20 protein-coding genes and 1 pseudogene are annotated in these 22,401 nt (G+C 52.3%); 6 read left to right on the top strand and 15 right to left on the bottom strand.

Annotated elements, in window-relative coordinates:
- The coding region (locus tag HUO07_RS21565) for a hypothetical protein (RefSeq protein ID WP_217908933.1) at nt 1-220 on the top strand (220 nt) is incomplete at its 5' end.
- Between the two features lie 205 nt (nt 221-425).
- On the opposite strand, the gene HUO07_RS16305 is transcribed toward HUO07_RS21565, so the two are convergent.
- The 4 genes from HUO07_RS16305 to HUO07_RS16290 all read right to left on the bottom strand — a co-directional run bounded on the left by HUO07_RS16305 (nt 426) and on the right by HUO07_RS16290 (nt 5,730).
- Nucleotides 426-2,231: an acyl-CoA dehydrogenase C-terminal domain-containing protein gene (locus tag HUO07_RS16305; protein WP_176304430.1), complete on the bottom strand. Its 1,806-nt coding sequence runs from the start codon at nt 2,229-2,231 to the stop codon at nt 426-428.
- 256 nt (nt 2,232-2,487) lie between these two features.
- A complete protein-coding gene (locus HUO07_RS16300) occupies nt 2,488-3,255 on the bottom strand; it encodes an SDR family NAD(P)-dependent oxidoreductase (RefSeq protein ID WP_176304429.1) in 768 nt (255 codons plus the stop codon).
- Between the two features lie 26 nt (nt 3,256-3,281).
- Complete coding sequence (locus HUO07_RS16295; RefSeq protein WP_176304428.1) at nt 3,282-4,952, bottom strand: AMP-binding protein; 1,671 nt, start codon at nt 4,950-4,952, stop codon at nt 3,282-3,284.
- 208 nt (nt 4,953-5,160) lie between these two features.
- Nucleotides 5,161-5,730, bottom strand: coding sequence for a TetR/AcrR family transcriptional regulator (locus HUO07_RS16290; protein ID WP_176304427.1), 570 nt, complete (start codon nt 5,728-5,730; stop codon nt 5,161-5,163).
- 126 nt (nt 5,731-5,856) lie between these two features.
- On the opposite strand from HUO07_RS16290, the gene HUO07_RS16285 reads away from it, so the two are divergent.
- Entirely contained in the window at nt 5,857-7,044 is a 1,188-nt protein-coding gene (locus tag HUO07_RS16285) for an acetyl-CoA C-acyltransferase (protein WP_176304426.1), read from the top strand.
- A 45-nt stretch (nt 7,045-7,089) separates the two neighbouring features.
- Here the strand turns inward: HUO07_RS16285 and HUO07_RS16280 are convergent, their stop codons facing one another.
- From HUO07_RS16280 to HUO07_RS16270, 3 genes are all read right to left on the bottom strand, one after another.
- Nucleotides 7,090-8,229 carry an SLC13 family permease gene (locus tag HUO07_RS16280; RefSeq protein ID WP_246286733.1) on the bottom strand — a complete coding sequence of 380 codons (1,140 nt, stop codon included), beginning with the start codon at nt 8,227-8,229 and terminating at the stop codon, nt 7,090-7,092.
- A gap of 77 nt (nt 8,230-8,306) precedes the next feature.
- On the bottom strand, nt 8,307-10,007 hold the full coding sequence (locus HUO07_RS16275) for a methyl-accepting chemotaxis protein (protein WP_176304425.1): 1,701 nt from the start codon (nt 10,005-10,007) through the stop codon (nt 8,307-8,309).
- 24 nt (nt 10,008-10,031) lie between these two features.
- Nucleotides 10,032-10,445 (bottom strand): arsenate reductase ArsC, encoded by a 414-nt coding sequence (locus tag HUO07_RS16270; RefSeq protein ID WP_176304424.1) that lies wholly within the window; start codon nt 10,443-10,445, stop codon nt 10,032-10,034.
- Nucleotides 10,446-10,595: 150 nt separating this feature from the next.
- On the opposite strand from HUO07_RS16270, the gene arsH reads away from it, so the two are divergent.
- From arsH to HUO07_RS16250, 4 genes and pseudogenes are all read left to right on the top strand, one after another.
- Nucleotides 10,596-11,333: an arsenical resistance protein ArsH gene (gene arsH / locus HUO07_RS16265; RefSeq protein ID WP_281362664.1), complete on the top strand. Its 738-nt coding sequence runs from the start codon at nt 10,596-10,598 to the stop codon at nt 11,331-11,333.
- A 13-nt stretch (nt 11,334-11,346) separates the two neighbouring features.
- Nucleotides 11,347-12,426, top strand: a pseudogene (gene arsB, locus HUO07_RS16260) (ACR3 family arsenite efflux transporter).
- Nucleotides 12,427-12,438: 12 nt separating this feature from the next.
- Nucleotides 12,439-13,107 carry an NADPH-dependent FMN reductase gene (locus tag HUO07_RS16255; protein ID WP_176304423.1) on the top strand — a complete coding sequence of 223 codons (669 nt, stop codon included), beginning with the start codon at nt 12,439-12,441 and terminating at the stop codon, nt 13,105-13,107.
- 76 nt (nt 13,108-13,183) lie between these two features.
- Complete coding sequence (locus HUO07_RS16250) at nt 13,184-13,492, top strand: CC/Se motif family (seleno)protein (RefSeq protein WP_176304422.1); 309 nt, start codon at nt 13,184-13,186, stop codon at nt 13,490-13,492.
- Here HUO07_RS16250 and HUO07_RS16245 read toward each other — a convergent pair.
- The 8 genes from HUO07_RS16245 to HUO07_RS16210 all read right to left on the bottom strand — a co-directional run bounded on the left by HUO07_RS16245 (nt 13,457) and on the right by HUO07_RS16210 (nt 22,377).
- Complete coding sequence (locus HUO07_RS16245) at nt 13,457-14,617, bottom strand: MFS transporter (protein ID WP_176304421.1); 1,161 nt, start codon at nt 14,615-14,617, stop codon at nt 13,457-13,459. The genes HUO07_RS16250 and HUO07_RS16245 overlap by 36 nt on opposite strands.
- Nucleotides 14,614-15,852 (bottom strand): organoarsenical effux MFS transporter ArsJ, encoded by a 1,239-nt coding sequence (gene arsJ / locus HUO07_RS16240; protein WP_176304420.1) that lies wholly within the window; start codon nt 15,850-15,852, stop codon nt 14,614-14,616. Before arsJ ends, HUO07_RS16245 begins: the two co-directional genes overlap by 4 nt.
- Entirely contained in the window at nt 15,845-16,861 is a 1,017-nt protein-coding gene (locus tag HUO07_RS16235) for an ArsJ-associated glyceraldehyde-3-phosphate dehydrogenase (RefSeq protein WP_176304419.1), read from the bottom strand. The genes arsJ and HUO07_RS16235 overlap by 8 nt, the downstream gene beginning before the upstream one ends.
- Before the next feature lie 190 nt (nt 16,862-17,051).
- A complete protein-coding gene (gene pstB, locus HUO07_RS16230) occupies nt 17,052-17,891 on the bottom strand; it encodes a phosphate ABC transporter ATP-binding protein PstB (protein ID WP_101147907.1) in 840 nt (279 codons plus the stop codon).
- A gap of 24 nt (nt 17,892-17,915) precedes the next feature.
- On the bottom strand, nt 17,916-19,082 hold the full coding sequence (gene pstA / locus HUO07_RS16225; RefSeq protein WP_176304418.1) for a phosphate ABC transporter permease PstA: 1,167 nt from the start codon (nt 19,080-19,082) through the stop codon (nt 17,916-17,918).
- Between the two features lie 18 nt (nt 19,083-19,100).
- Nucleotides 19,101-20,351: a phosphate ABC transporter permease subunit PstC gene (pstC, locus tag HUO07_RS16220; protein WP_176304417.1), complete on the bottom strand. Its 1,251-nt coding sequence runs from the start codon at nt 20,349-20,351 to the stop codon at nt 19,101-19,103.
- A 153-nt stretch (nt 20,352-20,504) separates the two neighbouring features.
- Entirely contained in the window at nt 20,505-21,518 is a 1,014-nt protein-coding gene (locus HUO07_RS16215; RefSeq protein WP_176304416.1) for a substrate-binding domain-containing protein, read from the bottom strand.
- Between the two features lie 127 nt (nt 21,519-21,645).
- Nucleotides 21,646-22,377: a TSUP family transporter gene (locus HUO07_RS16210; RefSeq protein WP_176304435.1), complete on the bottom strand. Its 732-nt coding sequence runs from the start codon at nt 22,375-22,377 to the stop codon at nt 21,646-21,648.
- Nucleotides 22,378-22,401 lie beyond the last annotated feature (24 nt).

Genomic DNA, 22,401 nt, shown 5'->3' with positions numbered 1-22,401 from the left:
GATATGTTCGCTTGCCTTGATATTTGGTGATTTGTCACCAACGTCAGCAAGCGCCCACATGAATTACCTGATCAAATTGTTAAAGAGCTGTTTCGCTGTCCTGGTTACTGTGAAAGCAACCGGCTTGCCGTTGACTTGGCTTGCCTCAGCGAGGAAGGCGTATTATACGCACTTCCTGGCGGTTGTCAATGTGCGATTTTCAAAACCGCTAACTCGTTGACTAACCAAGGCTTTTACACCTTATTCACCGCTGGTAACGCTTGGCGTCCCCGGCAGCGGATGCGTACTTTAAGGCCTCACTATCAAGATAGCAAGTAAAAGAAGTTATTGCGTATAAAAAAAGCGGCAGAAGGAAAACCTTCTGCCGCAAACCACCGATCAGAACGACTGACCAGAAAGTGCTCCTTTAACGTCTTAGCCGTTAATTAAATCTCAAAGCCCAAGCCAAAGTCTTCGCTGGAGATGGCCATCAGGCTGGAAGCGCCCGACTGAATCATTTGCGCATGCGCCTTTGTGCGCGGTAATAGCCGCTGATAATAGAAGCGAGCAGTATTCAATTTAGCAGCATAGAAGGCTTTATCTTCGCCCTCTAAAGAACCAGATGCCTGCTTGGCCGCACGAGCAAATAGGTACGCCAGCGTGACGTAGCCGGAGTACATAAGGTAATCGACGCTTGCCGCGCCTACCTCTTCGCGGTCCTGCATCGCTTTCATACCTATGCCCATGGTTAGCTCACCCCACTCTGTGTTCAGCTTTGCCAGAGGCCCGATAAACTCTTTAAGCGCCGGATTCTCTGATTCAGCCTTGCAGAACTGGTGAATCTCCTTGGTGAACACTTTCAACGACTCACCCTGACTCATAAGGACTTTACGACCCAGTAGGTCGAGCGCCTGAATACCGGTAGTGCCTTCATACAAGCGAGTAATACGCGCATCGCGTACCAGTTGCTCCATGCCCCACTCTTTAATAAAGCCATGGCCGCCATAAGTCTGAACACCCTCATTGGTGCTTTCAAAACCGACTTCGGTCAAGAACGCTTTTACAATCGGGGTTAGCAATCCCAAAAGCGTGTCGGCACGCTCTCGCTCTTCACCTGGCTGACCATGCTCTACAACATCCAGCATTTGAGCGGTGTATAGCACTAGCATACGCCCGCCTTCGGCGAAGGCTTTCTGAGTCAGCAGCATGCGTCGAACATCGGGATGGACGATAATTGGATCAGCGGGCTTCTCAGGCGCCTGCTTGCCTGACAAACCTCGCATTTGCAGGCGATCACGGGCATAGCTCAACGAATTCTGGAAGCTGGCTTCAATCAAACCCAGCCCCTGAATACCTACTCCAAGACGCGCAGCGTTCATCATGGTGAACATACACGCCAAGCCTTTATTCGGGGCGCCCACCAGATAGCCGGTTGCGCCATCGAAGTTCATCACACAGGTAGCGTTACCGTGAATACCCATTTTATGCTCTAAAGAGCCACAGCTAACACCATTGCGCTCGCCAGGATTGCCTTCGGCATCAGGCATAAACTTAGGCACCACAAATAGCGAGATACCTTTCGAGCCTTCGGGTGCATCAGGCAGTTTTGCTAGCACTAAATGAACGATGTTCTCAGCCAGATTATGCTCGCCGGCCGAGATAAAGATTTTGGTGCCGGTAATCGCGTAAGCGTCAACTTCAGTGGGCACTGCGCGCGTTTTGATCAAGCCGAGGTCGGTACCGCAATGGGACTCGGTTAAACACATCGTGCCGGTCCATACGCCCTCTACCAACTTGGTGAGGTATGTAGCCTTCTGCTCATCGGTACCATGATGGCGTAGTGCATCCGCAGCCCCATGGGAAAGCCCCGGGTACATGCCCCATGCCAAGTTGGTTGCGCAAATCATCTCCGAAAGCAGCATCGCTAACGAATGCGGCAATCCTTGCCCGCCATGTTCAGGATCGGCGGCCAAGCTAGGCCAACCACCTTCTACATATTGCTGATAAGCTTCTTTAAAACCATTTGGCGCTTTTACTTCGCCCCCTTCTAACAAACACCCTTCTGCATCGCCGCTTTGATTAATCGGCAGCAGCACCTCGCGAGCAAAACGCGCCCCTTCCTCTAAAATGGCGCTAATGACATCGGGCGATGCTTCGTCACCGCCCGGCAAGCGCGCATAGTGACCAGGATAATCAAGCATTTCGTCCATAACGAAACGCATATCACGAATAGGGGCCTGATAAGTGGGCATCGCACTTCTCCTAAAACACTCTCCTACAACCGGGGGATCAAAAGCCGAATAATATTTTCTAAAAGAAAGCGGCTTTCAAACACATGTTTGAAAACTAGCGCGAGCGCTCAGCAGAGTCAAGCGAGCGTTTGAATTTAGCGCTAAAACGCTCTACAACTTTGGTAGCCAATGCTGCCAGCCTTTGATGCCAGCAATAAAAAACTCGCCAGCCAAAAGCTGACGAGCCGTCTCATTGCGATTCTATATAGCTGATACGTTACTGCATGCGTATGCCGCCATCCAAGCGAATGAGTTCGCCATTCAGCATTGGGTTGGTAATAATTTGCTCGGCTAATTGAGCAAACTCATCCGGCTTACCCAATCGCTTGGGAAATGGCACCGCTGCCGCTAGGGCCAGGGCAGCCTCATCGGGTATCTCGCTCATCATTGGTGTTTCAAAAACGCCTGGGGCGATTGCCATAACTCGAATGGCATGACGCGATAACTCGCGCGCCGCTGGCAAGCTCATACCCACAACGCCCGCTTTAGAAGCGCTATAAGCACACTGCCCTACCTGACCATCAAAAGCCGCAATAGAAGCAGTGTTAATAATCACCCCGCGCTCGCCGCTCTCATTAGGCGTATTTTTAGCCATTGCCGCCGCGGCGAGGCGCATTACGTTAAAGGTACCCACCAGGTTGATGTTGATCGTTTTAATGTAGCTATCTAGATCAGCCGGATTTCCATCACGGTCAACCAACTTGGCCACGCTAACGACGCCCGCACAATGAACCACACCTGAGAGACCGCCCTTGCCACCCAGCGCTACCGCCGTATCGACCGCCTGTTGCATTTGCTCGGCAGAGGTAATGTCTGCCAAACACGCTTGAGCTTGCTCCCCCAACTGCTGCGCATGTGCGTTTACGCTATTATTTAAATCGCATAAAACGACCCGAGCGCCCGCAGCCACCAAACGCTCTGCCGTTGCCGCGCCAAGACCAGAAGCGGCCCCAGTAATTAAAAAAGTACTGTCCTTAACCTGCATAACCGTATTCCCTGTAAGCGTTATGTTTATTTGGCTGCCTTAGCTTCTTCTGCTGCTTGAGCACGCAATTTAAAGCGCTGAATCTTGCCACTGGGTGTTTTGGGTAACTCATCGACAAACTCAATAACGCGCGGGAAAGCGTGAGTCGATAACCGGTCACGCACTCGCTGCTTGATCTCATCGGCAAGTGCTTCACTTGCCTCATAGCCTTCTCGCAGTACGACATAGGATTTGATCACTTCGCCACGAATCTCGTCTGGCTGCCCCACCGCCGCCGACTCTGCAACAGCCGGGTGTGTCATTACACTATTCTCAACATCCGTTGGCCCCACCCGATAACCTGCGGTGGTAATAATGTCGTCGTCCCGCCCGGCAAATTGGAAGGTGCCATCTTCATTACGGATCACAACATCGCCAGTAAGGTAATAGCCCTCTACAAAGGGATTTTTCTCCTGCCAAGTGTAACCTTGAAAGAAGTGCGCAGGTGAATTCTTGATATCCACGGCAAGCACCCCAGGCTCACCCGCAGGCAGCTCATGATACTCGGCATCCAAAATCGCCAGGCGATAGCCCGGCATTGGGACGCCCATCGCACCCACATGCTTAAGGTGATCAAGTGCATGGTGGTTATTGCACGTCATGCCGGTTTCAGTTTGCCCATAATGGTCCATGACAGGACAGCCAAGCGACTTCTCAACCCAGGTGACCACTTCGGTGTTTAAAGGCTCGCCGGCTGAACTCGCTGCACGCAGCTCCAAGGTTTGATGGGCGTCATCAAACAGGCCTGATGCCTTCATCAGCCGGTAAGCGGTAGGCGCAGCGGCAAAATTGGTAATGTGATGGCGCTTCATAAACGCCAGCGCTCCCTCAGCACTAAAGCCCGCTTCACAAAAATGGGTCGTCACACCGAGCAGCAGTGGCCCCGTGATCGCATAGTAAAGACCATATGCCCAGCCTGGGTCAGCCATATTCCAAAAGCGGTCATCACCACGCAGGTCAATGGCGAGCTCCATATAGATCGCGAAGGCAGTCATTCCAGACAAGGGAACAGCAACACCTTTGGGCTTGCCCACGGTGCCAGAGGTAAACATTTGTAGAAAAGGTTGTTCAGGCGATAGCCTGGGCGGTTTATCGCTCATTGACGTATGCGTCAATGCAGCTTGCCAATCATGATCATCCGAATGTTCACTGGTTGCACCACCGACTGCCAACACGGGCGGACACTGGCTCAAGCCATCAAACTTATAGCGATTGGCGTGATCAGTAATCACCAGCTTGGTATCTGCACGCCCTAAACGATAGTCCACGGCATCAGGACCAAAGGCAGTAAATAGAGGTTGATAAACCGCGCCAATACGCCATGTGGCGAGTACCGCAATCAAAAGCCGTGGTGACCGCGGCAACATACAAGCAATGCGATCACCTTTACCTAGCCCTTGAGCCTGAAACCAACCCGCCAATTTAGCGCTTTGCGCATCCAACTCAGCATAAGTCAGGGTGTGAACCGCCCCTTGGGTATCCTCTTGAACTAGCGCTAGCACGTCGCCGCGCCCTTGGCGCACATGCCGACCACAGCAGGCTTCGAAAGCATTCAACATTCCATCCTGATGGTCATCCAGGCGAGCAATAACGCTATTGATAGAAAAGTTTTCAAGGTAGTGCTGATAGTCGGGCAGTGATTGTGGTGTCGCTGTCATGATGGCTCTCTAATGTAGATGATCATTGTTGTTAGTAATGAGCGCAAAGCAATACAGGTAGGGCGCAAGCTAGGTCGCTAAAATTATCCGTTGACGTTAACGGAAACTTTAAGTTAAAAGCAACGCTAAAAGTAATCGTCTTAGAGAGCAAGCACTCTGATGAATTAAAGCGTTAGACGTTGGTAGGAAGCTGTATAGCGCAAGCAGTTCAAGCAGGCGGGGGCATAATCATGGCGACAAGCTCATCAGCGAGATCGTCAGGGGAACGGGGACCATTAGGATCATACCAGCGTACGGTCCAATTCAGTGCCCCGAGCACGAAGCGCGAGACCAGAAAGCGGTCTCCATGAATCAGCCCTGCTTCTAAAGCATCATCGATGACAGTAACCCACAGCGCCTCATAAGCATCGCGCAAATGACTTAAATGAGCACTTGCATCAGGATCGAGTCGACGCCACTCAAAGAGCGCCACTACATGAGCATTACGGTCAGTAAAAAGCGTTTCGAGATGGGCACGAGCCATAACGCGCAGGCGCACTTCAGGGCCAGAAGCACACTCATCCAGTGCTTTACGTGCAATTACTAAGGCGTTTTGAGTACCTTCTTCGATAACCGCTGCGAGGATTTCCTGCTTGTCTTTAAAATGATGAAACAAGCTACCAGACTTAATCCCCATTTCCTGCGCCAGCATACGCACGGTGGTGCGATCAAAGCCCTCTTGAACGAAGAGCTGGGCGGCAAGGCGCGTCAACTCCTTGCGGCGAGGTGATGCATTCATTACATTCATGTTATTTACACTAGCGCTTGCTTGGTTACTCTGGAGAAAACCACAGCACCGCCTACGGGTCAACGTATCACCCACTACTCAGCATGATAATCACAATAAACCTGAAGGAGATTGACCATGAGCAACGCCACTGATGTTGTATTTCTCGCCGCTAAACGCACCCCTATGGGCGGCATGATGGGCAGCCTTTCAAGCATGTCGGCACCAGAGCTTGGCGCAATCGCCATAAAAGCAGCCATTGAAGAGGCGGGGATTGATCCCGCTCTGATCAGCGAAGGCATTATGGGCTGCGTACTGCCCGCAGGCGTTAAACAGGGCCCGGCGCGTCAGGCAATGCGGCAAGCGGGCATTCCCGATGCCAATGGTGCCACCACCATCAATAAGCTGTGTGGTTCCGGCATGAAAGCCGCGATGTTTGCTCACGATTTAATCAAAGCAGGCAGCGGCGATATTTTGTTGGCTGGCGGTATGGAGTCGATGTCTAACGCCCCCCACGTGCTGACCAAGGCACGCAGCGGCTACCGGCTCGGGCATGGCGAACTGAAAGATCATATGTTCTTAGATGGCCTTGAAGATGCTGAAACGGGCAAGCTGATGGGCGTATTTGCTCAAGATGTCGCCACAGAGCGTGGCTATACGCGCGAACGCTTGGACGATTTTGCCATTGCCTCGCTTGAGCGCGCCATGGCGGCCACTAACGCAGGCCACTTAAACGCTGAGATGGCCCCCGTCACGGTTTCCACGCGCCAGGGTGAACACCTGGTCAAGCACGACGAGCAGCCTTTCCAAGCTAAACTCGACAAAATCCGCCAGTTGCGCCCTGCTTTCGCCAAAGATGGCACCATTACCGCTGCCAACGCCAGCTCGATTTCCGATGGTGCCTCGGCGCTGATTTTGGCCAGTCAGGAAGCCGCGGATCAGCACGGTATTAAACCTTTAGCACGCATGCTCGGCCACACTACCCATTCACGCCACCCAAGTGAGTTCACTATCGCGCCGGTGGGTGCGATAGAAAAGCTGATGAAAAAGCTAGGCTGGGGCGTTAATGATGTCGACCTATTTGAGATCAACGAAGCCTTTGCCGTGGTGACACTGATGGCGATGGATGATCTAGGCCTGCCCCATGACAAGGTGAATGTTTTCGGTGGCGCCTGCGCTCAGGGCCACCCGATTGGCTCAACCGGCTCGCGCATTATTGCCACGCTGATACACGCGCTGCGCACGAAAGGTGGTAAACGAGGCATTGCCAGCCTGTGCATCGGCGGCGGTGAAGCAACGGCGGTTGCCGTCGAGCTAATCGACTAACCACTCCTCGTAAGGATCTAATCTTGAGAGGATAACGCCCTGTCATTACAATGACAGGGCGTTTTTCCATAGCGCAGCAAACAACCAAGCAAGGCCTAACATAGGCAGAGACCAACGGTGAAACTCTGTCCAAATGTCAGGCTGACGAGCCAAGCGCAGGGCAATTAAATTAGCCATCGAGCCTATCGCCAAACCAAAGCCACCGACACTGACGCCCCAGGCAAGCGGCTGCCACTCACTCTCCTCCGCAAGTAACAGCGTTGCCGGTACGTTGGAAATAACTTGTGAAAGCAGTACACCTACGCTGATATCGCCACCGGGCCACTGGCGCATTGTATTAATTGCCTGCTGTACGACAGTTAACTCACCGATAACACTTAAATTGATGAACATTAATACGAACACTACCAGCAGCAGCCAATCGATACTGAATACTGCTCGCCGGGCCACCCATAACATCGTAAGCAATACACCTACCATCGCTGGCAGCACCCAGCCCATGTCCACCGCAATCAAAAAAAGCGGGTAGCCGATTAGCGCAGCCCATAGCGGCTTTTGTTGCCGCATCGTTGCTCCAATAGAAGCTGCCTCCAAATGTATTGAGGCTTTTGGAAACGCCAAGGGAATAAGGAGCAAGAGCAGCAGCATTAGACCAACACCCAGCGGTAGCATTACCCATAGAAATTCGCCAAAACGTAGGCCTGAAAGCTGCCATAGATATAGGTTTTGTGGATTCCCAATCGGGCTCAGCGATGACCCCGCATTCACCGCTAGCGCTTCAAACACAATTAAACGCGCAATAGGCAGCATTGCCATTCTGGCGAGGCCAAGGGTCAGTGGTACGACAATAAACAGCGCTACGTCATTGGTGACGACGGCAGAAAGCAGGCTTGAAAACAGCACCAAACCAACCGCTAGGCGCCTTTCACCCTTCAGACGGGCTAACAGCTGGCGCCCCCAGAGCGTTAAATAACCACTGAGCTCCAACGACCGACTGAGCAGCATAAGGCCGGTCAGCACGGCAAGCGTGGTCCAATGCACCCGCTCAGCCATCTCTGTCAATGACTGAGGTTCCAGCCACCACAAAACGACCCATAGGCCGCTCATTGAGAGCAGCATAGGGTCGTTCAGTAAACGCTGAGAGAAAAAGACGACGGGCGAGAAGAGCCGTTGGATCAATTGCAAAACATTAGTCGCCCAGAGAAAACCGCATGATAGCGCTGACAGCCTCGGAATAAACGCAAATTAGTGTTTTTAGGATTTTAAGCAGACGTCATCACATCGGTTTCACGATGGCGTTGCCTATGAGAACTAGGTAAAGCGGTCTGTTGCTGACTAAGCTGCTCCCATTCAGGGCACTCGCCGTTATGTTCATTGATGTCAGCAAAGTTCATTCCGGCGGCTTCTTCGGCAACACTAAACTGTCCTGCATACTCGCGCATTTGCAAAGCCTCCTGAGATAATCCTTCAGCGCTCTGGGCCGCCTGGTTGACTAAGCGCATGGTTCCTTGCGTCGTAGTATCAATTTGCACCACCGCCTGATTAACTTCTTCAATGCCGCGTCGCTGCTCCTCAGAGGCATTGGCTATTTGCGTCATTAGCGTATCCACGTTACTGGCAGCCTGCATTATCGCACGAGTATGCTCACCCGCTTGCTGCGACAATACACTGCCCTGTTGGACACTCGCACTCGACGCTTCAATGCGTGATCGAATCTCGCTGGCAGCATTGGCACTGCGGGTTGCCAGCGCCCGCACTTCATTTGCCACGACTGCAAAGCCACGTCCATGCTCACCAGCACGCGCCGCTTCAACCGATGCGTTCAGCGCCAATATATTGGTTTGGAAAGCGATGCTCTCAATCATTCGGATGATGCTTTGGATCTCTTCAGAGTGATCATTGATCGCCTCCATAGTGGCAATAAACTGGGTAATGACCTCGTCACCCTGCTGCGCCTTATGGGAAACATCCGCGGTCGATTGGCTTACATGCGCCGCACTTTCCGCATTTTGATTTACCGTCGCGGTTAGCTGCTCCAGGCTCGCCGCCATTTGCTGTAAGGCAGACACTTGGGTATCGGTTTGGCTGGCCAAGAGCTGGTTCTGCTCAGTCATCTCCTGGCTGCTGCTATAGACCTGCTGGCTGCTGGCAGTAAGGCGATCCACGGTTGTCGTTAAAGCGCTCTGCATACTGGCTAGCTCACTAAACAGCTGACCAATTTCGTTGGTCGAGTGGGCTGAAACGGGCGTGGATAGATCGCCTTTAGCAATGCGTTGAAAATGCTCGGTAATGACTTTTAAAGGGCGAAGCACATTCTTGCGCACTCCCCACACCACCACCGCCACCACTAACAGCGCGGCACCCAACACCGCAATGACGCCCCAAAACAGTAGCGATGATACTTGCTCATAACGTGCGAGAAGGCCGTTACCCCGCTGGTTTAAGGCGTTAAAAAATGCCTCGGCACTCTGCACAAATTGCTGGCTGCTGTCATCTACCCGTGACTCTCCTGACAGAAAACCAGAGACATCACGCTCTTCCAGCATCATCATCTGCAGGCTAAGGTTATTGTTAACGAACGATTGAAAATCAGCGGCCAGTTGATCAACTAACGCTTGCTGCTCAGGTTCAAAATCACTCGATGAAAACTGTTCGAAGTTGACTGCCGCCGTATCCAACAACCTCTGTGATTCATCGATAAGCGGAGCGGGACGATCAAACGACGGGGTGCGAATCAACTCTGCGGCACGATTCATTTGAATACGCGCACGTAATAACTGCGTGTAAGCACTATTAAGCTCACTGACCTGCGCCATGTCCCGCTGATGTAGCGACGTGAATGCATCGCGTCCAAAATGGTTAGCGAACAGCCCCAATGCGCCAATCACGACGACCAAACCACTGAACGCCAAGAGCACCAGCGTCCAACTCGCCTTGACGCTTAAGTTATTGATCCATTTCATCTCGACCTGCCCCTATGAGTAAGATTAAGCAGACTTATGCAGGGGCAGCCATAGCTGCAGGCGACGACGAATTTCCAATAATGCCTGCTCGTAAGCGTCTGGCTTGCCAATCAGGCGAGGGTCGCGAATATCCCAGAACAGCACTTCGCCCGCCTGCCCTTGCCAATCCCGACAGGCTTGCTGGGCCTTGTCACACAGCACAATGACAAAATCGAAGGTCTCGCTCTCAAACTCATCCAACGACTTACTGCGTAAGCCTTCGGTGGGTAGTCCCTGTTTGCGCAGCGCTTCAAGTGTCAATGCATGGGGCTCATCCGGTTCAGAACCAGCGCTAAACGATTCAAAACGATCACCTGCCATATGGCGAAGCAACGCCTCTCCCATTAAGGACCGTGCAGAGTTAACGTTGCAAAGAAACAACACGCGGCGCTTCGACATAAATAAATAGCCTCTAATGTAATTAATGGCTACCACTGTACGCTGGGTTCATGACGGCAATATTGCAGCTTGCAGGCGACGCTAGAAATATACGAAAAAACGTATATCATGGAGTGACTAACCTAAAATAGCGTTAAACAGGTAGCCCTAATGTCGTCACTCAAAGATTTCCCCCACCTGACTGATTTACCTAACATCGATACCGCGCTGTTTGAGCGGCCCAGCAGTGATCGCCTTGGCGTTCCACAAAACGCCGAGCATGCACCTAAAATATTACTGTTATACGGTTCTTTGCGTGAGCGCTCGTTTAGTCGTTTAGCCGTTGAGGAAGCAGCACGCTTACTGACCGCCATGGGTGCAGAAACGAGAATTTTTGATCCAAAAGGCTTGCCGCTTCCGGATGCTGCAGATGCCAGCCATCCCAAAGTTGACGAGCTACGCACGTTAGCTCAATGGTCCGAAGGGATGGTGTGGTGCTCCCCTGAACGACACGGCGCAATGACCGGCATTATGAAAGCGCAAATAGATTGGATTCCGCTTTCGCTAGGTGGCGTGCGCCCGACCCAAGGCAAAACATTGGCAGTGATGCAGGTTTGTGGCGGCTCCCAGTCATTCAATACGGTCAATCAGCTGCGTATTTTAGGTCGTTGGATGCGCATGCTGACGATTCCCAATCAATCGTCAGTGCCAAAAGCCTTTATGGAATTTGATGAAAACAACCGAATGAAACCCTCCCCTTTCTACGACCGTATTGTCGATGTGATGGAAGAGCTGGTGAAATTTACGCTGTTGGTGCGCGAGCGTAGCGATCTACTCACAGACCGTTATTCAGAACGTAAAGAGAGCGCTGAAGAAATTTCCAAACGGGTCAATCAACGCGCCATTTAACAAGGAGCTTCAAATGTCAGCATTGGGCGAAAACACATCACCCTCCACCGCAGAAGGAATGGGGTTCTTCGAGCGCTATCTTTCGCTATGGGTGGCATTAGCTATTGTGGCAGGTATCTTACTGGGACAATTTATACCCGCGGTGCCGGAAACGCTTTCGCGCTTCGAAGTGGCCCAGGTATCGATTCCGGTGGCCGTGCTTATCTGGGCGATGATTTTCCCAATGATGGCGCAGATTGATTTTACCTCGCTCCTAGGCGTGCGGCGCCAGCCAAAAGGTTTGATTATTACCACCACCGTTAATTGGCTGATCAAACCCTTCACTATGTTCGCCATTGCCTGGCTCTTCCTAATGGTTATTTTTCGGCCTTTTATTCCTGCCGAAGTAGCCAGTCAATATCTAGCGGGCGCCATTCTTCTCGGTGCCGCACCGTGTACCGCGATGGTATTCGTGTGGAGCTACTTAACCCGCGGTGATGCCGCTTATACGCTGGTGCAAGTGGCGCTCAACGACGTAATCATGCTGTTCGCTTTCGCGCCCATCGTGGTCTTCCTCCTAGGCATCTCCAATATTCAGGTACCGTGGGATACTGTTGCCCTGTCTGTGGTGCTCTATATTGTGATCCCCCTGGCAGCAGGTTATATAACGCGCCAAACCTTGATCAAAAAACGCGGCGCAGAGTGGTATGACAACGTCTTTATGAAGCGCGTTGGCCCCATCACACCGATTGGCTTGATCATCACACTCGTGCTTCTATTTGCCTTCCAGGGCGAGGTTATTCTCAATAACCCACTGCATATTGTACTCATCGCGATTCCACTGATTATTCAAACGTTTTTGATTTTCTTTATTGCCTATGGCTGGGCTAAGGCTTGACGGGTTCCGCATAACGTTGCAGCCCCTGGCGCTATGGTCGGTGCGAGTAACTTCTTCGAATTGGCGGTCGCAGCGGCAATTGCGCTGTTTGGCTTACAGTCAGGTGCTGCGCTGGCTACCGTCGTCGGCGTTCTAGTCGAAGTGCCACTAATGCTGGCACTGGTGAAAATTGCCAATAACACCCGACATTATTTTCCAACTGAAAACGTCAAATAGGAAACACTGGCCATGGCACACTATTTAGTGTTTCTGGGTTCAACCCGAAACAGCACGCCGCCTTCACCCGCCCGACTCGGCGAGCGGGTAGCAAAAGCCTGCGAGCGTTTACTCTCCTCACTCCCAAATACAACGGCTGAGATTATTGATCCGCTAACGTTATCGCTGGAAGCGCCTTTCAAGCCGCATTTTGCTTACGCACAAAGCGATGCGCCGGGTGACTTAGCGCAACTTGCAGACAAGATCGCTCACGCCGATGGCTATGTAATGGTCAGCCCTGAATATAACCACTCTATAAGCCCAGCGCTTAGCCATCTGCTTAATCACTTTGGCGCATCACTGTTTGCATTTAAACCTAGCGCCATCGTGACGTATTCGATGGGTCAATGGGGCGGCGTGCGTGCAGCCGTTGCTATGCGGGCATTTCTATCCGAGCTTGGCTGCCTGCCGGTGTCGGCCATGATTCATGTACCTAAAGCGCAGGAGGCGCTGAACGAGGACGGGCAGTTTGGTCAGGAACAGGAGCGCTGGGAGAGTTATTTTGGCCGCACACTAGGTCAACTAATGTGGTGGGCGGAAGCCACAGCTAACTATAAAAACCAAGTTGATCCAACGAAGGTATCGCCCGCTTTTAAAACCGCGCCTTTCCAACGCAACGCGCCTGGCAGCGAGAGTAGCTAAAGGTAAGTAGCAGAGGATGGCGAAGCCGTTTACTACCCCCATAAATTATAATCGTGGTAACAAAGTGGGGTGCTCGATGAACCACATCATCGAAATAGGTAGCAGCGCCATAGCGTTCATTAAGCAGCACGGAGGCGAAGTGACCGTGCGCTTATCACCTCGCCATGGCTGCTGCGGGGGAGTTGCCAATGTTGCCGTCGCCGAGGCAAATTCACCAGCAGACTCTTCGCTCTACCAGCGTCATAGTTATCAGGACATTACTCTTTTTATTGCGCCAGAGCTTGTTGGCCAAGGGTTAACTATCAACGTTGAGGGTTTCTGGAAATTACGCCATCTTTATGTAGATGGCTTACCCCTGCAATCGAGGCACACGAATACACAGTAGCGCTAAACTCGCCGCCAGCATTAATCCCGCAGTAAGCCACAGCGCTCCAGCGCCGTGCTGTTCTATTAATAGGCCAAACAGCAGCGGCGCAAAGGCTTGCATGGCCCGGGCAGGCGCGATAATTAGACCCTGACGACGGCCAAAACCCGCAGAACCAAACAGTGCTAAGGGCAAAGTGCCAGACGCAATGGTCATCATGCCATTGCCAGCACCATGAAGAAGCGCAAAGCCTGCGGCAGGCATACCCACCGTTGCCAGCAGCGCGGCACCTAGTGGATGGAGCGTTGTCGCCACGCGCGCGGCCACCAGCGGGTGCAAATGACGAAGCAGTGCAAATTCTCCCAGTCGAGCAGCCACCTGAGCGGGCCCCACTAACGCAGCGGCGGCCACAGCTACCGAAAGCGACACTCCGGTTTCCTGCAAAAGCCGTGGCAAATGAGCCGCCATCGCCGTCGACACAAACCATCCGGCTGCAAATACAAAGGCTAACAGCACCATGGCTAAGCGGGGCCGATCAGGTGGCGGAGCGGGGTTTTCATCCTTCTGTACCGCCGGGCTATCCCCTGCTTTTGGCAAGAGTGCATTAAGCGGCAGCCCTATCACGATATGCAGCATGGCCCAAACGCCGCAGGCGGTACGCCACCCAAACTCGTTTTCCAGTAGCGCCGTCACCGGCCAACCGATGGTGCTGGCAAACCCCGCTAGAAGCGTAACACCGGTAATGGAAGCTCGTGCGCTGCGCCCTAAGAGCCGCCCCAAGGTGGCAAAAGCGGCGTCGTATAAGCCCATCGCCATGCCTATACCAGTAATAAGCCAAGCGAGCATTAAGGTGAACACACCTTGAGATAGCGCCATTATGATTAGGCCAAGGGCCATGACACCGTTAGAGGCCATTAATACGCCTCGCCCACCGCGTATATCAATCCAACGGCCAACGCTGGGGCCAAGCATTGCAGTTAACAGCAAGGCCACAGAGAATGCGGCAAACACCCAACTGGGCGGCACTCCTAAATCGCGGGCCATGGGCACCGCTAATATAGCAGGCAAGTAGTAGCTAGATGCCCAGGCCAGAGTTTGCGCGCTACCTAATGTTAGCGTTAAACCTACCCTAGGCGAGCGGATCATGCGGTTTGTCTAGGCAACGCTAGTGCCATCGCTGAACTTGCTGCCACTAAAGCAGCCGATACCCACAGACAGGCACTCAGCCCGTAAGCCATATACAGCCAGCCCGACAATAGCGTGCCGACTAAACGCCCCATGGCATTGGCCATATAGTAAAAGCCGACGTCCATCGAGACGCCGTCGGCGCGGGCAAAGTGAACAATCAAATAACTGTGCCAGCTGGAGTTAATCGCAAACAACACCCCAAAGGCGAGTAAGCCAATCACTAACCAACCTACTTGCGACAAAGGCAGCATCGCCAACAAAATTGCCAGCACCGCCAGCGCGGCCGCCCACCCTACCGTCAGCACTCGTACATCACCTTTGATCAACCGGGTCAGCTTTGGCGCCTGGGTTTGCACTCCGCCGTAACCAATCACCCATACCGCCAACAGACCACCCACGGTCCAGTGGGTCCAACCATGCTGGTCGTATAGGAAGACCGGCAGTGCCACTACGAACCACACATCACGCGCTGCAAAAAGACAAAACCGAGCAGCGGAAAGAACATTAATCGCCTTTGATTTTGAGAAAATCTCGGAGAACTTAGGCTTCACTTTTTGACGACCAAGGTCCGCCTTTAAACGCAGAAGTGAGAGCAGCAGCACGCCAGCCAGCATCACGGCCATCACAAACACAGCCGCCTGAAAGCCAATCAACGTTAGCAGCAGCCCGCCAACAAAAAAGCCCAACCCTTTCAGCGCGTTTTTAGAGCCGGTCAGCATGGCTACCCATCGGTAGAGCGAGCTATTGGCGTTAGCACTCTCTTTAGGAACCAGTACCTTAACAGCGCTTTTAGCGCTCATTTTGTTAAGGTCTTTGGCAATGCCCGACAGCGCCTGAGCGGCCATTACCCAGGCAACGGTTAGCAGGCTCGCAGGCACCATTAACATTGCCAGCGCCACAATCTGCAAACTTAAGCCCACGTTCATGGTGCGATTGAGCCCGAGACGGGCGCCCAGCCAACCACCTACTAAATTGGTCACAACGCCAAAGGCTTCGTAGAACAAAAACAGCATCGCGATGGATAACGGCGAATAACCCAACTGGTGGAAGTGCATCACCACCAGCATGCGAAGCGCGCCGTCTGTTATGGTAAACGCCCAGTAGTTACCGGTAATCAGCATGTACTGGCGCACCTCGAAAGGTAGCGCCCTTACCCGCGTAAGCATTGAATCAGCCACGCTCCACCTACTCATGCCCTACCATCAGGGATAGCTCAGCGGTTCGATTCGCGTAACCCCATTCGTTATCGTACCAAGCGTAGAGTTTTAGCTGCGTGCCGTTGACCACCATGGTAGACAGCGCATCGATAATGGAGCTGCGGGGGTCAGTGCGGTAATCGATCGACACCAACGGGCGCTCTTCATAGCCCAGAATGCCTGCCAGCGGGCCATCCGCTGCGGCTTTCAATGCAGCGTTCACCTCGTCGACGGTGACTTCACGCTCAAGCTCAAACACCATATCGGTAAGCGATGCGTTAGCCAACGGGATACGAATCGCGTGGCCATTTAACTTGCCTTCTAGCTCAGGGAAAATCGCGGTGATGGCTTTCGCCGAACCGGTGGTAGTAGGTATCAAGCTCATGCCGCAAGCACGGGCGCGGCGAAGATCTTTATGCGGTGCATCCAGAATCGTTTGAGTATTGGTAATGTCATGTATCGTGGTCATTGAGCCATGACGAATACCGAAGCTGTCCTGAATGACTTTGACCACTGGTGCCAAGCAGTTGGTGGTACAACTGGCAGCGGTGACGATCTTATGCTGCAAAGGATCAAAGAGATGATCGTTTACCCCCACTACCACATTGAGCACGCTCGCCTCTTTCATAGGCGCACTCACCACTACACGTCCAACGCCCTGGTCGAGGTACGCTTGAAGCTTTTCAGTGGTTTTCATTTTGCCTGAGCACTCGATGACTACATCGCAGCCGGACCAATCGCTATCGGCAATTGCTTTGTTGGCGCTAAAGGCAACGGATTTACCATCGAAAACAATAGCGTCATCGGCAGCTGTAATGCCCTTCCCCGGAGACCAGTGGCCATGTACAGAATCAAATTCCAATAGGTGGGCAAAGGTTGCCGCATCGCCACCAGGGTCATTAATGCGCACAAGCTCAACGTCACCCGTCGACACTTTTTGCCACAAAATTCTCAGCGTTAAGCGGCCAATACGTCCCAATCCATTGATACCAATTCGAAGTGCCATGGTGCCTCCTAGAATCGCTGTTCTTTGTTGTCTATTTGCAGGTTTTTAGATTTTGTTTTCTATTTTTTAAAGTTGTTCCTTTCCAAGCAGGATATCGCCCATATACGAATAAACATATATGAATATATAAAAAAATACACATTAAAAGCAGGCCCACCGGATAACGATGGGACTGCTTGAAAGGCGTTAATTAGCCGTAACGACCGGAAATATAGTCTTCGGTTTTTTTCTTAGCGGGGGTTGAGAACATCACTTTGGTATCGTTGTACTCAATAATTTCACCCAGGTGGAAGAACGCCGTATAGTCCGCCACCCGCGCGGCCTGCTGCATGTTATGAGTCACGGTGATGATGGTGAACTCTTCCTTTAGCTTATCCATCAAATCTTCGATGGTTGCGGTCGATATCGGGTCAAGCGCCGACGTTGGTTCATCCATCAAAATCACATCAGGCTGAACGGCAATAGCGCGGGCGATACATAAGCGCTGCTGTTGGCCACCCGACAGCGAGGTACCGGGTTCTTGTAGCTTATCTTTCACTTCGTTCCAAAGGCCAGCGCTACGCAACGCCTTTTCAACCAGCTCATCCTGCTCCGCTTTGCGGCTAACCAAATCGTGCATACGGGGTGCGTAAGCAACATTTTCGTAAATTGATTTAGGAAATGGATTCGGCTTTTGGAAGACCATCCCCACTCGGCGGCGCAGCGCTACTTCATCCATTTTGGGAGCATTTACGTCCCGCCCATCCATTTCAACCAATCCTTCGGTGCGCACGCTAGGAATCAAATCGTTCATGCGATTCAGGCAACGTAAGAAGGTCGATTTACCACACCCGGAAGGGCCAATTAGCGCCGTCACATTTTTCTGAAACAGATCAATATTAAGGTTATTCAACGCTTGGTTTTTGCCATACCACAGGTTCAAATCGCGAACCCGTATGCTCAAATCGTGGCATGCCTGATTGTTACGCGTGTAGGGCTGTCCAACCGCAGGTGCATGCTGGTCATTCATTACAGGTGCTTGGCTATTCATAGTCATGTCCTCTATCGCGCTGGCCTACCAGCGACGCTCAAATTTCTTACGTAACACAACGGCGAAGGCGTTGAGTGAGATGAGTATGGTGAGTAGCACCAAAATACCGCCGGCTGTTTTCTCTACGAACGCCTGCTCAGGTTCACCTGACCAAGTAAATATTTGCGCAGGCATAACCGTGGCCGCGTTGGTAAACGATGCGCCGACATCCGGGATAAACGCCACCATCCCGACGATAATCAGCGGTGCTGTTTCACCCATCGCCTGAGCAAGCCCGATGATGGAGCCCGTCATAATGCCCGGCATTGCCAAGGGCAGAACGTGATCGCGTACCACTTGCCAGCGCGAACAACCCACCCCAAAGGCCGCATGGCGGATAGAGTCCGGCACGCTGCGCAGCGCTGTTCTGGTTGAGATAATAATCACCGGCAACGTCATCAGCGCTAGTGTCATACCACCGGCCAACGGCGACGAACGCGGCACGCCGAAGAAGTTTATAAAGATAGCCAGGCCTAGCAAACCAAACAGAATAGACGGGATAGCGGCCAAGTTATTGATGTTGATTTCAATCGCCTGGGTGAAGCGGTTATCTGGCGCAAACTCTTCCAAATAAACGGCTGTCATTACCCCGATAGGGAACGAAATTAATAACGTCACAATCATGGTCATCACGGTGCCGACCACTGCCGAGAGAATACCTGCGCTCTCAGCGATTTTTGAATCCCCGGATCCAAAAAAGGTGCTATTGAAGCGAAGGTCAACTTGGCCCGCTTCGACACGCTCATCAAGCGCCGCTTGTTCTTCTTCACTCAGGCGGTGCCGATGCCCCTTCAGATACTGGTCGACCTCACTGTTTGCCAACACCCATTGCGCTTCGCTGGTACCGATCATTTCTGGATTGTTGCGCAACTCCATCGGAATCACTCGCACCACCGTGCGACTGATTAACGGTAGCAGCTCTTGATCAAACGCCTGCCGCCCATCGTTTTGCGCTTCCTCGGTGTAACTAATCTCGGTCTGGATATACGCCTGTTGAAAGGCTGGTAGGCCTTTGCTTAACATATCGGCAAAAAACAGAATCAGAAACAGACCTGCCAAGCCCAACGATCCCATCGAGATCCATTTAAGGCGGGCAGACTTACGGTGACGCCGCCTTAGCTGCTGGCTGATTTCGTCAAAAGTATGGCTCATCGAAACAGTTCCTCAGCGTTACAGGTTATTCACGCGGTATTTTTCACGGAAACGACGGATCATCAGTACGGACACCAGGTTCAGCGAGAGCGTCACCGCAAACAGCACCAGCCCGAGGGCAAAGGCTGACAACGTTTCAGCACTAGCAAATTCTTGGTCACCGGTTAAAGCCGCCACAATACGCACGGTCACCGTGGTCATATCTTCCAGCGGATTAGCGGTGAGATTGGGCCGCATACCTGCTGCCATCACCACGATCATGGTTTCACCCAGCGCACGCGACATGCCTAAGAGCGCCGCTGAAATAATCCCTGGCAGAGCAGCAGGAATAACCACGTCTCGAATGGTTTCACCTTTGGTCATGCCTAATGCCAGCGACCCTTGGCGCATACTATCGGGCACCGAGTTGATCACATCGTCAGACAGTGACGAGATAAACGGGATGATCATAATACCCATCACGACACCTGGAGCGACGGCGTTGTTATAGGAAGCATCGAGCCCAAAAAAACCAGCGATGTTAACGATAATGGGCGCTACAGTAATTGCGGCAAAAAAGCCGTAAACCACGGTAGGAATACCCGCCAGAACTTCAAGCACGGGCTTGGCAATGGTGCGCACATTACGTGGCGCAAACTCAGACATGTAAATCGCGGAAAGCAGACCGATAGGAACAGCGACCAGCATGGCAATAGCAGTAATCATAAAGGTACCGGCAAACAGCGGTACCGAGCCAAACTCAGCCCCACTTCCATCGCCACGTCCCGCTGACGCTAAAAAGCTCGCGCCTGGGTTCCATGTGGTGCCGGTAATAAACTCCCAGAAGCTGTGCATTTGGAAAAAGCGCAGCGCCTCGGAGATGATCGAGAACAAAATGCCGAACGTAGTGAAAATGGAGATTAACGCAGCCCCGGCCAAGACCATGCGGATGACCCGCTCAATGGCCTGACGGGCATGAAAATCAGGTTTTACATGGTTAAGGCTTACCATTAGCCCTATAGCTGCGACCACCAAACTTGACGCTAGCAAATAGAGCGTGGGGATATCAGCGCCCATCAAAAGCAGCACAAAAGCCCCCAGCGCACTTAGTACCACCGCTGGACCAGCGGTCGAGAGCACGGTGAACCAGGCGTATTGATCTGGCTGAGCAAACATAGCCGTACCCGCACTGCGTAAACGGGTGGCTTTTGAACGGCCAGCAAAAAACGCCAGCAGCCCCAGCAATAGTAACGCACCGCAAAAAATCAGAAGAAGCTGGTTAGTCTGCATCAAATTTCTCTCGCATTACTTAATGAAATCGTATTGGCGACTACTTTGGGGCACAAACATTACAACAATGTGACAAACGCCAATATATCGCTGTCATAAAACGAAAGGCCGGCAGCTTTCGCTGCCGACCACTTTCATTTCTAACTTAACGACTTACTTAAGAACGTCTGCTGTCATTGTAGTGCGATCTGCTACCGCTTGGCGCCACTCTTCACGCTCGCCTTCCGGCAGTGCGATCAAGCCAATATCTTTCAAGTAACCATCTGAGCCAATCATCATCTCGCTCATAAACATGTCGACATACTCATACATCGGCGGTACTTCTTCAGCGTGCTGGTTCTTCACGTAGAACCAAAGTGAACGCGCGATAGGATAGTCGCCGGAACTGATTGCATCAGCTTCAGGCTCTACGCCGTCAATAGTGGCAGCGCTGATAGTATCGGTATTCTCTTCAAGGAAAGAGTAACCGAAAATACCAAAGGCACCGGTGTCTTCTGACAAGCGCTGAACGATCAGGTTATCGTTTTCACCAGCATCGATGTAAATACCGTCAGAACGGATATCGGTATAGCCTTCTTCGCCATAAATTTCCATTTCTGAAGAGGCGCTTTCCATGACCAGCTCTTCAAACGCATCACGCGTACCTGAAGTGGTCGGAGGCCCATAAATGGAGATTTCGCGGTCAGGCAGCGCCGAATCGATATCGCTCCAGTTGGTGTAGGGGTTATCGACTAACTCACCATCAACCGGCACCTGGGCGGCTACTGCCAGGAAAATCTGCTCAAGAGTGAAATCAACGTCATCGTTGGAGCTTGACTGACCCAACACGATACCGTCAGAACCGATCTTAGCTTCGGTAATATCGGTGACGCCGTTCTCTTCGCAACGCTCAAACTCAGCAACTTTCATGCGGCGTGAAGCGTTGGTGATATCGGGCGTGCCTTCGCCTACACCGTTACAGAACAGACGCAAACCACCGCCCGAACCAGTTGATTCAATAACAGGCGTTGGATTTCCGGTAGTAGCACCGAACTCTTCAGTTACGTAGCTGGCAAACGGGTAAACGGTACTGGAGCCTACGATACGGATTTGATCACGGGCTTGGGCAACACCGGCAACGCTCATTACAGCAGCCGCGATAACGGTGGTTTTTAGAATACGGTTCATGCGAAAAACTCCTGTTCATGTAGGGATCTAACCTTCGCAAGGCATACCTTGCACTGGTTCCATGACAACTTCATGACAGTGAGTAATAGGTGAAAGATTTTTCGCTACGCGGGGAATTCGCTTTCGCTTACAACAGCAAACCCAATGCCGCCAAGGTACACAGCGCCAGCGAAGCGCCTTGCAGTAAACGTCTATCCAAGCGATGAGCAATAGCGTCCGCCACTGCGTTACCAACCAGTACCGCGGGGAGAAAGGTAAGGGCAACCTGAAAATGCCATAGCTGAATCTGGTTAGCGAAGGCAAGAGTAATAATGGTCAATAGCGAGGTCAAAATGAAAAAAGCTGCCAGGTTTCCCCGCACCTGATCAGCAGGCAAGCCGTGCATCAATATCACCATGGGCGGGCCACCAATGGCAGCAACGGTGCCAAAGATACCCGACAGTACGCCAGCGCCAAATAGGGTTATTCGATTTACCGGCAGCTTAAATCGGCACAGCGTCACCAGCACAGCAAACAGCACGATGATGGCGATTAGCTTTTCTAGCAGAAGCATCGGCGCGGCGAGCAGCAGCCAAATACCCAGCGCATTACCAGGCAGGCGCCCTACTAACGCCATGCCAATGGAATCCAGGCGCACCTCGTGCCAATAGTGACGCACCATCATTAACGAAACGGTAAAGCCAAACAGCACTAAAATGACCGGCACCAAGCGTGGCTCAAGCATCAGCAGCAACGGCGCCCCGATAACGGCCAAACCGAAACCGGTCGCGCGCTGGACAAAGGCACCCAGCAGCAGCACGGCTGCGCAGGCTAACCAGGTACTCATCGGCATATTGACCCAGGCTAACATGCTATCTATCACTGCTGTTCATCCTTGGTGCTC

The sequence above is a fragment of the Vreelandella maris genome, assembly GCF_013371085.1.
Classification (GTDB): domain Bacteria; phylum Pseudomonadota; class Gammaproteobacteria; order Pseudomonadales; family Halomonadaceae; genus Vreelandella; species Vreelandella maris.
The sequence above is the reverse complement of the archived record's forward strand: the minus strand, read 5'-3'. Positions and strand labels throughout refer to the sequence as shown.

Excerpts from the sequence above, each read along its gene's own strand:
- HUO07_RS16235 (WP_176304419.1), bottom strand. The coding sequence starts at position 16,861 with ATGGCACTTCGAATTGGTATCAATGGATTGGGACGTATTGGCCGCTTA.
- HUO07_RS16290 (WP_176304427.1), bottom strand. The coding sequence starts at position 5,730 with ATGAATGCATCACCTCGCCGCAAGGAGTTGACGCGCCTTGCCGCCCAG.
- HUO07_RS16275 (WP_176304425.1), bottom strand. The coding sequence starts at position 10,007 with ATGAAATGGATCAATAACTTAAGCGTCAAGGCGAGTTGGACGCTGGTG.
- pstA (WP_176304418.1), bottom strand. The coding sequence starts at position 19,082 with ATGAGCCATACTTTTGACGAAATCAGCCAGCAGCTAAGGCGGCGTCAC.
- HUO07_RS16270 (WP_176304424.1), bottom strand. The coding sequence starts at position 10,445 with ATGTCGAAGCGCCGCGTGTTGTTTCTTTGCAACGTTAACTCTGCACGG.
- pstC (WP_176304417.1), bottom strand. The coding sequence starts at position 20,351 with ATGCAGACTAACCAGCTTCTTCTGATTTTTTGCGGTGCGTTACTATTG.
- HUO07_RS16285 (WP_176304426.1), top strand. The coding sequence starts at position 5,857 with ATGAGCAACGCCACTGATGTTGTATTTCTCGCCGCTAAACGCACCCCT.
- HUO07_RS16255 (WP_176304423.1), top strand. The coding sequence starts at position 12,439 with ATGGCACACTATTTAGTGTTTCTGGGTTCAACCCGAAACAGCACGCCG.
- arsJ (WP_176304420.1), bottom strand. The coding sequence starts at position 15,852 with ATGAGTAGGTGGAGCGTGGCTGATTCAATGCTTACGCGGGTAAGGGCG.
- HUO07_RS16245 (WP_176304421.1), bottom strand. The coding sequence starts at position 14,617 with ATGATCCGCTCGCCTAGGGTAGGTTTAACGCTAACATTAGGTAGCGCG.
- arsH (WP_281362664.1), top strand. The coding sequence starts at position 10,596 with ATGTCGTCACTCAAAGATTTCCCCCACCTGACTGATTTACCTAACATC.
- HUO07_RS16295 (WP_176304428.1), bottom strand. The coding sequence starts at position 4,952 with ATGACAGCGACACCACAATCACTGCCCGACTATCAGCACTACCTTGAA.
- HUO07_RS16305 (WP_176304430.1), bottom strand. The coding sequence starts at position 2,231 with ATGCCCACTTATCAGGCCCCTATTCGTGATATGCGTTTCGTTATGGAC.
- HUO07_RS16250 (WP_176304422.1), top strand. The coding sequence starts at position 13,184 with ATGAACCACATCATCGAAATAGGTAGCAGCGCCATAGCGTTCATTAAG.
- pstB (WP_101147907.1), bottom strand. The coding sequence starts at position 17,891 with ATGAATAGCCAAGCACCTGTAATGAATGACCAGCATGCACCTGCGGTT.
- HUO07_RS16215 (WP_176304416.1), bottom strand. The coding sequence starts at position 21,518 with ATGAACCGTATTCTAAAAACCACCGTTATCGCGGCTGCTGTAATGAGC.
- HUO07_RS16300 (WP_176304429.1), bottom strand. The coding sequence starts at position 3,255 with ATGCAGGTTAAGGACAGTACTTTTTTAATTACTGGGGCCGCTTCTGGT.